The sequence below is a fragment of the Centipeda felix genome (assembly GCF_900186465.1).
In the GTDB taxonomy this organism is placed as follows: Bacteria; Bacillota; Negativicutes; order Selenomonadales; family Selenomonadaceae; genus Centipeda; species Centipeda felix.
The window spans coordinates 193562-206098 of sequence record NZ_LT891957.1 but is presented as its reverse complement, the minus strand read 5'-3'; the positions used below and the strand labels follow the sequence as shown (position 1 = coordinate 206098).

General features: G+C 57.9%; 15 protein-coding genes. All 15 read left to right on the top strand.

Features of this window, described 5'->3' with window-relative positions:
* Positions 1 to 4 precede the first annotated feature (4 nt).
* The 15 genes from C1713_RS03545 (at position 5) to C1713_RS03475 (ending at position 12476) form a co-directional block, all read left to right on the top strand.
* Positions 5 to 811 carry a TlyA family RNA methyltransferase gene (locus tag C1713_RS03545; RefSeq protein WP_009442320.1) on the top strand — a complete coding sequence of 269 codons (807 nt, stop codon included), beginning with the start codon at positions 5 to 7 and terminating at the stop codon, positions 809 to 811.
* Between the two features lie 15 nt (positions 812 to 826).
* Positions 827 to 1681 (top strand): NAD(+)/NADH kinase, encoded by an 855-nt coding sequence (locus C1713_RS03540; RefSeq protein ID WP_009442319.1) that lies wholly within the window; start codon positions 827 to 829, stop codon positions 1679 to 1681.
* A gap of 11 nt (positions 1682 to 1692) precedes the next feature.
* Positions 1693 to 2145 carry an arginine repressor gene (gene argR / locus C1713_RS03535; RefSeq protein ID WP_050344084.1) on the top strand — a complete coding sequence of 151 codons (453 nt, stop codon included), beginning with the start codon at positions 1693 to 1695 and terminating at the stop codon, positions 2143 to 2145.
* 15 nt (positions 2146 to 2160) lie between these two features.
* Positions 2161 to 3882 (top strand): DNA repair protein RecN, encoded by a 1722-nt coding sequence (gene recN / locus C1713_RS03530; RefSeq protein ID WP_102493146.1) that lies wholly within the window; start codon positions 2161 to 2163, stop codon positions 3880 to 3882.
* Complete coding sequence (locus C1713_RS03525; protein WP_102493060.1) at positions 3882 to 4397, top strand: DUF4367 domain-containing protein; 516 nt, start codon at positions 3882 to 3884, stop codon at positions 4395 to 4397. Before recN ends, C1713_RS03525 begins: the two co-directional genes overlap by 1 nt.
* Positions 4398 to 4530: 133 nt before the next feature.
* Positions 4531 to 5364, top strand: a complete 834-nt coding sequence (gene ispH, locus C1713_RS03520; protein ID WP_009442315.1) for a 4-hydroxy-3-methylbut-2-enyl diphosphate reductase — start codon at positions 4531 to 4533, stop codon at positions 5362 to 5364.
* Entirely contained in the window at positions 5361 to 6476 is a 1116-nt protein-coding gene (rpsA, locus tag C1713_RS03515; RefSeq protein ID WP_050749687.1) for a 30S ribosomal protein S1, read from the top strand. The genes ispH and rpsA overlap by 4 nt, the downstream gene beginning before the upstream one ends.
* Before the next feature lie 246 nt (positions 6477 to 6722).
* Complete coding sequence (locus C1713_RS03510; protein WP_102493059.1) at positions 6723 to 7169, top strand: Hsp20/alpha crystallin family protein; 447 nt, start codon at positions 6723 to 6725, stop codon at positions 7167 to 7169.
* A gap of 43 nt (positions 7170 to 7212) precedes the next feature.
* On the top strand, positions 7213 to 8001 hold the full coding sequence (locus C1713_RS03505; RefSeq protein WP_102493058.1) for a CheR family methyltransferase: 789 nt from the start codon (positions 7213 to 7215) through the stop codon (positions 7999 to 8001).
* A complete protein-coding gene (locus C1713_RS03500) occupies positions 7998 to 8921 on the top strand; it encodes a phenylacetate--CoA ligase family protein (protein ID WP_102493057.1) in 924 nt (307 codons plus the stop codon). The genes C1713_RS03505 and C1713_RS03500 overlap by 4 nt, the downstream gene beginning before the upstream one ends.
* A gap of 4 nt (positions 8922 to 8925) precedes the next feature.
* On the top strand, positions 8926 to 9639 hold the full coding sequence (pyrF, locus tag C1713_RS03495) for an orotidine-5'-phosphate decarboxylase (protein ID WP_039981513.1): 714 nt from the start codon (positions 8926 to 8928) through the stop codon (positions 9637 to 9639).
* Entirely contained in the window at positions 9639 to 10214 is a 576-nt protein-coding gene (gene pyrE / locus C1713_RS03490) for an orotate phosphoribosyltransferase (protein ID WP_102493056.1), read from the top strand. The genes pyrF and pyrE overlap by 1 nt, the downstream gene beginning before the upstream one ends.
* Positions 10215 to 10226: 12 nt before the next feature.
* Positions 10227 to 10928 (top strand): hypothetical protein, encoded by a 702-nt coding sequence (locus tag C1713_RS03485; RefSeq protein WP_102493055.1) that lies wholly within the window; start codon positions 10227 to 10229, stop codon positions 10926 to 10928.
* Positions 10929 to 10946: 18 nt separating this feature from the next.
* Complete coding sequence (locus tag C1713_RS03480; protein WP_102493054.1) at positions 10947 to 12185, top strand: methionine gamma-lyase family protein; 1239 nt, start codon at positions 10947 to 10949, stop codon at positions 12183 to 12185.
* A 21-nt stretch (positions 12186 to 12206) separates the two neighbouring features.
* On the top strand, positions 12207 to 12476 hold the full coding sequence (locus C1713_RS03475) for a hypothetical protein (protein WP_009442305.1): 270 nt from the start codon (positions 12207 to 12209) through the stop codon (positions 12474 to 12476).
* Positions 12477 to 12537: the final 61 nt, after the last annotated feature.

Sequence of the window (12537 nt, the reverse complement as noted above, 5' to 3'; positions counted from 1 at the left end):
GCCGTTGAAGAAAGAGCGTTTGGATGTGCTGCTCACCGTACAAGGGCTTGCACCGAGCCGTGAGCGCGCGAAGCGCCTCATTATGGCAGGACAGGTGCTTGTCAACGAGCAGCGTGTGGATAAAGCAGGCGCAACCGTTCCCGCTGATGCAGTACTGCGCGTCGTGGGAGAAGATCTTCCGTATGTCAGCCGCGGCGGACTGAAGCTCGCAAAGGGGATCACTGCGTTCGGCATTTGCCTTGCGGGGCGGACAGCGGCAGACATTGGTGCGTCCACGGGCGGATTTACGGACTGTATGCTGCAGAATGGCGCGGTCAAGGTCTATGCGATTGATGTGGGATATGGACAGCTCGACTGGAAACTGCGCACGGATGCACGCGTCATTAACATGGAGCGTACGAACATCCGCAAGGTAACGCCGGATATGCTGGATCATGCGCCGGACTTTGCCTCGATCGATGTGGCATTCATCTCGCTGGATAAGGTGCTCCCCGTTGTGCGGACGCTCCTCTCACCGGAGGGAGAGGTGCTCGCCCTCATCAAGCCGCAATTCGAGGCGGGAAAGGATCGCGTCGGAAAGAACGGTGTTGTGCGTGACCCTGCAGTGCACGAGGAAGTGATTGCACGCGTCCTTGCCACCGCAGAGGGGCTGGGCTTTGTTCCGCGCGGACTGACCTTTTCTCCGGTCAAGGGACCAAAGGGGAATATCGAGTATCTCCTCTATCTGGGGATGCAGGGCGGACGTACGGCTATCGCGGATGAGGAGATCGCCGCTGTGGTGGCAGAGGCACATCGTACACTGGATGGATGAGATGCGGAGCGGATTATGTTGACGGTTGCAGTTTTTCCCTATGTCGAGCGTCCGGAGATGCGGGATATTGTCCTGCGCATCCGCAGCTTTCTTACGGCACGGGGCGCGCGTATCATCCTGCCGCGTGCGCGCGCGGCGGAGTTCGGCATGGAGGAGTGCGGTGCAGACGACATCGAGCGTCTGCCCGCCGACTTTGCCCTGAGTCTCGGCGGAGACGGTACACTGCTCGGCATCTGCCGACGCTACGCGGAGAACCCCGTGCCGGTCTGTGGCATCAATTTGGGGACACTCGGCTTTATGGCGGATATTGAGCTCAATGAGCTGGAACGGCGTCTGAAACAGCTCTGTGCGGGAGATTACCGCGTGGAGCAACGGCCGCTGCTCGCGGGCTATGTGACGCATCCATGCGGAGAAGAGCATTTTCTCGGCTATGCGATCAACGACATTGTGGTGACCAAGGGCGATGTGGCGCGCGTTATCACGCTGGGGCTGACGGTGAACAGTACACCGCTGGTTGCATGCAAGGCGGACGGATTTATCGTTGCCTCGCCGACGGGCTCAACGGCCTACTCCCTTTCGGCGGGCGGGCCAATCATGAACCCGATGGTGCGCGGCATTCTGCTCACGCCCATCTGCGCACATACGCTAAACATCCGCCCGCTAGTCATACGCGAGGAGGACGTGGTGCACATCCATCTGCTCGATACGCGCCAGAGCATCATCGTCACCATCGATGGGCAGGAGACCACGCCGATCCGTCCTGACGATACCGTGACGGTACGCTGTTCCGACGTGCGGGCGGGCATCATCAAATTTGAGGACAAAGACTACTATCAGACGCTGCGGACAAAACTCTGGAGAAACTGCTAGGAGAGAGCGGAATGAAACGTCGTCGTCACGACCTCATCAAACAGATCATCCGTGAAGAAATCATCGAGACACAGGAGGCACTTGCGGCAGCGCTCTGTGCGCGCCATGTGCACGTCACGCAGGCGACGATCTCGCGGGACATCAAGGAACTCCTGCTCATCAAGGTACCGGCAGGCGGCGGACGCTATCGCTATGCTGTCGCGCCGCAAGAGGGACAGCGTTTTTCCGAGGCACGCATGCGTCGTGTCTTCAAAGACAATGTGCAGAGCTGCGATTTCAGTGAGAACATCGTCGTCGTGCGCACTGCGCCAGGGGCAGCGGGAACGGTGGCATCCGCGCTCGACGCGTCGGCATGGTCGGAAGTCATCGGAACGATTGCAGGCGACGACCATATTTTCGTGCTCATCCGCCCGAAGGAGGCAGCGGCGGATATCGTTGCACGTATTCAAAAACTCATGCACTAAAAGGAGGGATGTGTGGTGCTGCACAGCCTACGGATTCAGAATTTTGCCCTTTTGGAAGAGGTGACCGTCAAGTTCGGCACGGGGCTGAACATCCTCACGGGTGAAACCGGTGCGGGCAAGTCCATTCTGATTGGTGCACTGGGGACAATCCTCGGTCAGCGTGTCCTTGCCGACGTCATACGCAGCGGCTGTGATTTTCTGCGTGTGGAGGCTGTTTTTTCCATCGAGGAAAACTCTGTCGTGTCCGCATTGCTCGCCGAACAGGAGATCGAATACGATGATGAGCTGATCATCGTACGCAAGGTATCACGTGCGGGGAAAAGCTCCATTCTTGTCAACGGTGCCCATGTGACGCTGACCTTTCTCAAAAAACTTGCGCCGCATCTCGTGGATATCCATGGACAGAACGAGAACTTGGCACTCCTGCGCGAGGAAGCGCAGCGCAGCCTCCTTGAAGGCGATGATGCCGATCTCGCGGAGCGCCTATGTGCCTATCAGGATGTCTATCGGGCCTGGAAGGCGCGGACGAAAGAGCGTGAGATGCGTACGGAGGAAAATGCGGAGATCGCCGAGCGTCTGGATATGCTCCGCTGGCAGGAGCAGGAAATCGCAGAGGCGGAACTCACAGAGGGAGAGGATGAGGAACTCGAGACCGAGATTCGACGTCTCTCCCATGCGGAACGCTTGGTGGAGCACGCTGCCGAGGCGAGTAATCTCCTCAGTGAGGATACGGAGGAGGGGGCTGCCGTCCTGACGGCACTATCGCGCGTCACGCACGCACTGGAGGAGATTGCACGCTACGATGAGAGCCTTGCGGGGGCGCAGGCAATGATCGAGGAAGCGTATATCTCCCTGCAGGAGGCATCCTATGAGGTGCGGGACTACCTAGAGGGCATCGACGCGGATCCCGCCTCGCTGGACAAGATCCAGCTGCGCATGGATGTGATCGAGCGCCTTAAGAAAAAATACGGCGGAAGCATCTCTGCTGTCCTAGCGCGCCTCGAAGCACTGCGAACAGAGATCTCCTCCGCTGAACGCTATGATATGGACATAGAGGAACTGAATGCGGCGATTGCAAGGCTCCGGCAGCGCATGGAACAATGCGCCGCGGAGCTGACGAAACAACGGCAGAAGGTCGGTGCGGCGCTCTCCGCGAAGATCGAACGGGAGCTGCAGGGGCTTGGCATGAAGCAGGCACGTTTTCACATTGTTGTCACGCCGGAGGAGCAGTATACAACCCATGGTGCAGATCGTCTCACGATGCTGTTTTCCGCAAATGTCGGCGAGGTGGAAAAGCCTCTGGAGAAAATCGCCTCGGGCGGTGAACTCTCGCGCATTGCACTCGCCATCAAGTCCATCGTTGCGGCACGGGATACCGATGGGACAAGCATGGTGTTTGATGAAATCGACACGGGGATCGGCGGGCGCACTGCGCAGATGGTCGCAGAGCGGATTGCGTTCGTCGCGCAGTATAAGCAGGTGCTCTGCATCACGCATTTGCCGCAGATCGCCTGCATGGCGGATGTGCATCTCTATATCGCAAAATCCGTCGTCGACGGAGCGACAGTGACGCGCGTCGAGCCGCTCAGTGAGAAGGAGCGCGTCCGCGAGATCGCACGCATGGCATCGGGGGACGATGTCACATGGGCGGCACTTGCGAATGCCCGTACCATGCTCGCGGGCGCAGCGACGAAGAAGAATGAGTTGAAGCAGTCGGAAATAGGAACGATATCTTGATGAAGTACAATGATGTAAAACGTCTGATGATGGCTGGTTTGATTGCTTCGTGTGCAGCGTTTGCCACAGCGGCAGAGGCAATGCCGACGGCCGTCAGTGCAGAGCCGATGGTCGGAATGCCGTCGCCGCTCGTGGAGTATCCGAGCGTCCGTGACGCATGGGCGGTGGCAGGACTGCCGGTCTACACACCGACACTCCTTCCTGTGGGCTATGCACAGAAGAATGTTATCGTAATCGACAAAAGCCTCGCCGAAATCTTTTATCGCAACAGCGACGGCAAGGAGATCCTCTTCCGCATGGCGGCGGGGAATGCAGATATCAGCGGTGACAGCACGGCGTACGAAGTGAACCAGGTCGTTCAGGCCGGACGGCAGTACATCCGCGTCAAGGGGTCGGGGCGGCTGGTGCATCTTGCCCTTTGGTCGCGCGGCGGGTATACCTTCTCCCTCTCCTTTGAGGAGCCGGTTTCCGTTGAGGCCGTGGAGGCAATCGTCACCACGATCGCGTGGAACTAAACCCCGCGCCAAAGTTTTTGCGCGAATTGAAAAAATTTATTTGCACGCCCGCGATAGCCGTGTTATACTGTTCAACAGATTGTGTGAGTGGGATAAGAGTCGCCGTGTATTTCGGTATGTGTTGGAGAGGTCTATGGAGGTTATTTTAGCGGAACATCTCGGCTTTTGTTATGGCGTCAAACGCGCCATTGAGATTGCCAGAGAGAACGCTTCCCCCGATGGGACATCCAGTACACTCGGTCCGATCATCCATAATCCGCAGATGGTGGAACGCCTGAAAGAGGAGGGCGTCGGCACGGTCAGCACACTGGACGAGATGCAGGATGGGACGACGGTCATCATCCGTTCGCATGGCGTGGGTCCGTCGGTGTATGCACAGGCGGAGCAACGCGGTCTGAATCTTGTGGATGCAACCTGTCCGCACGTCAAGAAGGCGCAGCTTTCGGCAAAGCAGCTCTCGGAGGAGGGCTATACCGTTGTCATCATCGGCGAAAAAAATCACCCGGAGGTCAAGAGTATCTTCGAGTGGACAGCACAGCGGGCACACATTATTGAGAGCGAGGAGGAGGCAGCGGCGCTGCCAACCTTTGGGAAGCTCGGCGTCGTCTGTCAGACAACGTTTTCGAGTGATCGCTTTCGGCGCATCGCGTCTGTCCTTCTGGAAAAGTCGCGCGACATCAAGATCCTGCGGACGATCTGCACGGCGACGGATATGCGTCAGTCGGCGGCGATGGATCTGGCAGAGCACGTGGATGCAATGATTGTCGTCGGGGGGAAGAACAGCGCAAATACGATGCGACTCGCGCAGCTGTGCAGCGAAAAATGTCGAACCTATCACATTGAGACAGCAGATGAACTGCAGTCTGATTGGTTGAATCATATTAATAAAATTGGTATTACAGCCGGTGCTTCTACACCGGACTGGATTATCAAGGAGGTTTTTAAACAGTGTCAGAGCAGAGCATGAAGGAACTTTTGGAACAGGAAGATATGCCCGATATCCAAGAGCGCACCGTGGTCAAAGGGGTTGTTGTCCAGGTATCCCGTGATGAGGCGTATGTGGATATTGGCTACAAGCAGGAAATTCCTGTCTCCAAGAGGGATCTTGCCGTTCCTGCGCCGGACGATGCACGCGATGTCGTGAAGGTCGGCGATGAGATTGATGTCTACATCAAGTCTCTCGGCGGCGATAACGGCGGCAGCCTCTCGAAGGTCGAAGCTGACAAGATGGCCGCATGGAAGGACATCGAGGTCATCAAGGAGAAGGGCGAGACCGTCGAGGCGAAGGTCGCCAAAGAGGTCAAGGGTGGACTTGTCGCCTACGTCATGGGACTGCGCGGCTTCATTCCTGCCTCCCAGATGGAGCTTCACTTCGTGAAGGATCTTTCGGTCTACGTTGACCAGACGGTTGAGGCGGAGATCATCGAGATCGACGTGCAGAAGCGCCGTCTCGTCCTTTCGCGCCGTAAGCTGCTCGAGCGTGACCGCGCGGAGAAGGAAGAGGCTGTGTTCTCTGCCATCGAGCCGGAGCAGATCGTACGCGGTACGGTCAAGCGTCTCGTGGACTACGGAGCCTTCATCGACATCGGCGGTGTGGATGGTCTGGCACATATCTCTGATCTCGCGTGGCATCGCGTCAAGCATCCGTCAGAGGTGCTCGAGGTTGGGCAGGAGCTCGACGTCTACGTAAAGAGCGTGGATCGCGATGCGAAGCGCATTTCCCTCTCGGTCAAGGATACCCTTCCGGATCCGTGGGTCGAAAAGGCAGAGAAGTACGCAGAGGGCGACTTCATCGAAGGCAAGATCATTAAGCTGACTGACTTCGGTGCATTTATGGAAATCGAGCCGGGCTTTGATGGACTGATCCCGATGGGTGAGCTCGCCGAAAAGCGCATTGAGCGTGCGGACGAGGCAGTCCACACGGGCGACGTCGTTGTGGTCAAGGTGCTCCGCATCGACACGAAGCGCAAGCGCATCTCCCTCTCCATCACGAAGGCAAAGCGTGATGCAGACAGTGCTGACATCAAGAAGTATGCGGCGGAGAGTGCATCCGAGGGCGACGAGACGGTGACGGACTGATCGTATAACTCGATAGAGACTTGAAGGAGTGATGTTATGTCACTCCTTTTTTGTATACCTACGTTTCTTATAACATGGCATCAGTGTTTTACGAGGAAGAGGAACCGCTATAGGGTTGTTTGACGAAGCTCCTGTTTTTCGTTGAACAACCCTTTTCTTATGCGTATGTGCCATATTGAAAAAAAGGCGGGTTATTGCTATAATGATACGGTAGATTGGTACGTTATAGGGTCGGAGGTGGCTGTTATGTTTCGTCCATTGCCATTTAATTTGAAGGAGAATGCCGAGAAGGGGCAGGAGATGCTGAGCAAGGCGTTGGATACGGTGATGGAACATTCCTTCAATCCGTTGGACAAGGTCGGCGGCGTGCTCTTTCCGTTTCGTGTCGATGTGATTGATACGGAGACGCAGTACGAGATCTTTGCCGAGCTGCCGGGCTTCTCCAAGGATGCAATCGAGGTGTCGTACAGTGAGGACGACCGGCTGAAGATCAAGGCGGAGCGCAGTGCGGCCGATGTTCCGGAGACGCGGTACCTCTGCCACGAGCGCAGGACGGGGGCTTTTGAGCGCTCTTTCCTCATCGACGATGTAAACGATGCGGATGCATCCGTTTCCTATGAGGCGGGCATTCTTCATGTGATCCTGCCGAAGCTGGCGGAGAAGCAGTCGCGCCGCGTCTTTACGATACAATAATTTGGACGGGAGCAGATCGAGAGAGGTAGAACGGGAGGACGTTATGTCGGAGGATCGCGATTGGGAGCTTTTCAAGCAGAAGCTCAAGGCAAAGACGGAGATTGATCTGGATCTCTACAAAGAACCGCAGATGAAGCGACGTATCAACAATCTGATCACGCGCGCCGGCTACAAGGAATGCAGCGAGTACTTTGACCATGTGTGCGGGAACAAGGACGATTTTGCTGCGTTTATCGAGTATCTGACGATCAACGTGTCGGAGTTCTTCCGCACGCCGGAGAAATTCGGCAAACTCGAGACGGATGTCATCCCTGACCTCCTAAAACGCTCGTCGAAGCTCAATATTTGGAGCGCTGGCTGCTCCATCGGCGCAGAGCCGTACTCGCTTGCCATCATTATGAAGGAGATGACGCCCGGGACGCGTCACCGTATCCTTGCGTCTGATCTCGATATCGAGATCCTGGCGAAGGCGAAGCGCGGCGTTTATACGGCGGATGAAATCAAGTGTATGTCACCAGAGCGCCGTCGTAAATACTTTGATGAGGACGGTGACCACTATGCCGTCAAGCAGGAGATCAAAAGTATGATCGAGTTTAAGCGTCACAATCTCCTGCAGGATAAGTTCGAGACGGGCTTCGATCTCATTCTCTGCCGCAATGTGGTCATCTATTTCACGGATGAGGCAAAGGAGCAGCTCTATCGCCACTTCTTTGAGGCGCTGAAACCGGGCGGCATTCTCTTTGTCGGTGCGACGGAGTCGATTCTCAACTTCCGCAAGATGGGCTATACGAGCTTTCAGCCGTTCTTCTATCAGCGGCCGCTCGAGTCATGAGCGGTGCACCGCAGCTCACGCAGGAACAGCGGCGCGCGCTGCTCCTGCGCGAGGTCAAGTGGGCAGAGGAAAAGTCAGCGGCATACCGTGGCGCGTTCGCACGTGCCGGTGTGTCCCATGCTGACGTGAAGGATTTCGCAGATATGGTGCGGCTCCCGTTCTTGGATGCCGTGGCAGAGGAGGGGGCGAACGCCCCTTTTTTCATGCTTACGTTGCCCTTATCGGGACTTATGCGCGTGAGTGTGCTGCGGGATACCACTGGTGTTGGCGGGCAGGTGCACTGCTATACGCAGGGCGATGTGGTGCGGCAGGTGCAGGCAGCGACAGATATGCTCCGTACCTGCGACGTGCACCGTGCGAGTACGGTGCTGCTCGTCGGGAATGCTGCGGACAGCCGCACACTCGATCTCCAATATGCGCTCGACGGTCTCGGCGCGACGGTTCTCCCCTGTGCCTCGGCGGCAGATGCTGTGCGGCTCATGGATGCCGTTGTCCCCGATACGGTGATCGCATGGGAGCAGGATATTCCTCTGCTCGAAGAGACATTGGATAGGATGGCACTCTATCGGCTGATCTCCATCGGTGCACACCCATGTCCGCAGGAGCGTACGCAGCGGATGGTGGCACGCATGGGAGCGCATCATACGCACATCTTTACACGTGCCTCGATGGGGGTGCTGATTGGATGCAGCGACGATGATGGTACGGGCATTCATCTCGATGGACGTCTGCTTTTTGCTGAGGTCATTGATGCAGCAGGCCAGGGCTCTGCTGCGGATGGGGCGTGTGGGGAGCTTGTCCTCTCCTCACTGACGGCTGAGGCCGAACCTGTCCTGCGTTGTCGTACGGGACTGCACGTGCGCCTCTTACGAGAGCAGGATCGTAGGGGATATGAGCAGGTGCGGATGGTGGAGGAGTGATATGATGGCAGATGAACGTCTGATTGCTGCACTGGATGTCCATACACGCGAGGCTGTAGAGAGACTGGTCGGACAGTTGGGGGACAGTGTTTCCTACTACAAAGTTGGCATGGAGCTCTTCTATGCGCTCGGCGGTGACGTTGTCACATGGCTGAAAGGAGAGGGAAAGAAGGTATTTCTCGATCTAAAGCTGCACGATATACCGAATACTGTAGCAGGCGGGCTCTGCTCTCTGCTGCGTCTGCGTCCCGACATTCTGAATGTCCATACGGCGGGGGGTCTGCGCATGATGCGGACAGCCGCAGAGGCACTGCACCGCGCGGCAGAGGAGGAGGGCGTCCCCTGTCCGAAGCTGATCGGTGTGACGGTGCTCACGAGCATGGATGCGGAGGACTGGACGGGGCTCGGTCATACGGGAACCGTCGCGGATGCAGTGCTGCGCCGTGCATCGCTGGCGCAGGAGGCGGGACTGGATGGTGTCGTTGCCTCCCCCGTGGAGGCGGAGGCGATTCGACGCGCCTGCGGCCGCGATTTTTGGATCGTGACACCGGGAATTCGTCCCGCCGGTGCGGCGCATGACGATCAGCGCAGGGTAATGACTCCGGCGGCAGCACTTCGCGCCGGCTCGTCGCAGATCGTGGTGGGGCGTGCCATCTATGCGTCGGAGGATCCGCGTGCGGCCGCAGAGGCTGTTTTGAAGGAGTTGGAGGAGATATGATGACGCAGGATGAGGTGCGCGCACTGCTGGTTCAGACAGGCGCGATTATGGACGGGCATTTTCTGCTGACATCGGGGCTGCATAGCCCGCACTATGTGGAGAAGTTTAACGTGCTGCAGCATCCGCAGTACACGCAGCAGCTCTGTGAGGCGATGGCGGAGAAGTTCAAGGATGCGCGGATTGAGACGGTCGTTGGCCCCGTGACGGGCGGCATCCTGCTTGCGCATGAGACGGGGAAGGCACTCGTAACCCGTGCAATCTTCACGGAGCGCGTGGACGGCAAGATGACATTCCGCCGCGGTTTCTCCCTGCGTGAGGGCGAGCGTGTGCTGATTGTCGAGGACATCGTGACGACGGGCGGCTCGATCAAAGAGGTGATCGACGTGGTGAAGGCGGCGGGTGCTGTCCCCGTGGCGGTCTCGATGCTCGTTGATCGCAGCGGCGGCAAGGCGACGTTCGGTGATGTGCCTGCGACCGCCCTCCTCACGATGGATGTGGAGACCTATACGCCCGAGCATTGCCCGCTCTGCGCCAAGGGAATCCCCATGACGAAGCGCGGTCGTACGGGGAAGTAACGGACGCGTACGATGGCGGAGGAGTTTACGAAGGAAGTAGACGAAGCGCTTGCGGCATGGACGGTGCTCGATACACTGCCGAAGGAATTGGATGGGTTTACACTCTCCAAGATGCGGCAGGAGCATGAGGGGCAGTATGATTTCTTTCGCTATGACGCGCCTGCAGAGCACCGTGCGATCGTGGGCTTCTATGACGACGGCACAAAGACTTACAAGGTGCGCGTTGCGGTCGGGGTGGTGAGTTTTGCCCTGCCCTCCTTTGTCTGTGGGGATTTGGAGACGTTCGGGCGGGAGCTCACACGGAATCTGCCGCGTGTGACGGCGGAGCTGCATGCGGAGGCGTTGGCGACGCAGGAGCTTGCTCCCGTGTGTGATGCGATCCGTACGTGGGCGTATGGAGCAGCTCTTGCCGAGGAGATGGAGGGATTTTCGCTCTTCGTCCGACCTGCGGCTCCGGCACAGCTGACGAACGGTTCATTCCTCATCATCGACTATGTGGACTTTGCCAAGGGGAACGACGTCGGCATCTATTATAACTGCTATCGCAATGAGTTCTTTGGTGAGTACCATGTGGCAGGGATGCCCTATGTGAGCTATGACTTTGATGCGTCCGATCTGGAAGAGCTGGAGCAGCGGCTGGAGCTGCATCTCGTGCGCTATCTGCATCTTACAGCGGAACAATGGGCGAGGGAGCAGGAGGAAAATCGCGGATGATGGAAACGGGAGGACATTGTGCAGAGAGATGAACTGAGCAGCCTGCGGGCGGATGTACTGGCACGCGCGCGCAGTGCGTTTGAGCGCATGGATGCAGTCGCGGAAGAGAACACGAAGAAGGTGCTCGATGCGATGCGGGAATGCCGTGTCTCCGATGCGCATTTTAACGTGAGTGCGGGCTATGCGTACAGCGATCTCGGGCGCGAGAAACTGGATGAGCTCTATGCACGCGTCTTTGGTGCGGAGCGTGCTCTCGTGCGGACGCAGTTCGTCTCGGGGACGCACGCTCTCGCGACGGTGTTGTTCGGGATTCTCCGTCCCGGCGACCGCCTCGTCTCCGTCACGGGCACCCCCTACGATACGATGCAGACGGTGATCGGGTGGGCACATGAAAGCTGTGGATCGCTGAAGGAGTTCGGCGTCTCCTACGATGAACTGCCCATGCGTGATGGGCGCGTGGATCTGGCCGGTATCGCACGCATCGTGACGCCCGAGACGAAGGTGGCACTCGTCCAGCGTTCGCGCGGCTACAGTGAGCGTCAGCCGCTCAGCATCGCAGATATCCGTGCCGTCAGCGCGCGCATCAAGGCGGCGAATCCCAACTGCATTGTCTTTGTGGATAACTGCTATGGCGAGTTTGTGGAGACGGAGGAGCCGACGGCAATCGCGGATGTGGACATCATGGCGGGGTCTCTCATCAAGAATCCCGGCGGCGGACTTGCCCCGACGGGCGGCTATATCGCAGGGCGCGGTGACCTCGTCGAGATGGCGTCCTACCGCCTCACTGCACCGGGGATGGGCGATGAACTCGGTGCGAGTCTCATCTCGAATCGCCTCCTCTTTCAGGGGCTATTTCTTGCCCCACATGTTGTGGCACAGGCACTCAAGGGAGCGGTCTTTGCCGCTGGTATCTTTGAGGGGCTTGGCTGCCGTACGTTTCCACGCTTTGACGAGGTGCGCGGCGACATCATCCAGGCGATTGAGCTCGGGGATGCTGCGCGGATGAAGGCGTTTGCACGTGCCATTCAGGCGATGTCCCCGGTCGATGCATTTGCCGCACCGGAGCCGTGGGATATGCCGGGCTATACCGATCAGATCATCATGGCGGCAGGGACATTCGTGCAGGGGGCGTCGATCGAACTGAGTGCCGATGGCCCCATGCGCGCGCCATATTGCATCTATCTGCAGGGCGGGCTGACGTTCGAGCACGCAGCGCTCGGCGTGATGGCGGCAGCAGAAGCTATCCTGACGCAGTAGATTTCACTGGGAGGAATGAATGTGTGCGGACATTGCTCAGAGGTCGAGGAAGTGCCTCATTTCTCCTCTCCGCGCCAGTATGAGCGAACGATTGAGCAGATGAAGCGATTGGTCGCCGACGAGGGCTTTATCCTCGTGGAGGGAACCTGTCCTCTCGGAGAAGAGAAAAAAGATGGATGTTGGGTGGACGACATCATCGATCATGTGATTCAGTGTCCGACGTGCGGACAAGTATTCACCTGCGTTGTCAATACGTACCGCGGCGGGGGATCGTTCCATCGAGGACGGTAGTATAGTTCTCAATGCGCTGCAGCTCATTCGCGAGGATGGGCTGTTTTTGTATGTTCAGTTT

What these genes read in the sequence shown, in the direction of transcription:
- C1713_RS03540 (WP_009442319.1), top strand. Translation starts at nt 827, where the DNA reads ATGTTGACGGTTGCAGTTTTTCCCTATGTCGAGCGTCCGGAGATGCGG.
- argR (WP_050344084.1), top strand. Translation starts at nt 1,693, where the DNA reads ATGAAACGTCGTCGTCACGACCTCATCAAACAGATCATCCGTGAAGAA.
- C1713_RS03525 (WP_102493060.1), top strand. Translation starts at nt 3,882, where the DNA reads ATGAAGTACAATGATGTAAAACGTCTGATGATGGCTGGTTTGATTGCT.
- ispH (WP_009442315.1), top strand. Translation starts at nt 4,531, where the DNA reads ATGGAGGTTATTTTAGCGGAACATCTCGGCTTTTGTTATGGCGTCAAA.
- rpsA (WP_050749687.1), top strand. Translation starts at nt 5,361, where the DNA reads ATGAAGGAACTTTTGGAACAGGAAGATATGCCCGATATCCAAGAGCGC.
- C1713_RS03510 (WP_102493059.1), top strand. Translation starts at nt 6,723, where the DNA reads ATGTTTCGTCCATTGCCATTTAATTTGAAGGAGAATGCCGAGAAGGGG.
- C1713_RS03505 (WP_102493058.1), top strand. Translation starts at nt 7,213, where the DNA reads ATGTCGGAGGATCGCGATTGGGAGCTTTTCAAGCAGAAGCTCAAGGCA.
- C1713_RS03500 (WP_102493057.1), top strand. Translation starts at nt 7,998, where the DNA reads ATGAGCGGTGCACCGCAGCTCACGCAGGAACAGCGGCGCGCGCTGCTC.
- pyrF (WP_039981513.1), top strand. Translation starts at nt 8,926, where the DNA reads ATGGCAGATGAACGTCTGATTGCTGCACTGGATGTCCATACACGCGAG.
- pyrE (WP_102493056.1), top strand. Translation starts at nt 9,639, where the DNA reads ATGACGCAGGATGAGGTGCGCGCACTGCTGGTTCAGACAGGCGCGATT.
- C1713_RS03485 (WP_102493055.1), top strand. Translation starts at nt 10,227, where the DNA reads ATGGCGGAGGAGTTTACGAAGGAAGTAGACGAAGCGCTTGCGGCATGG.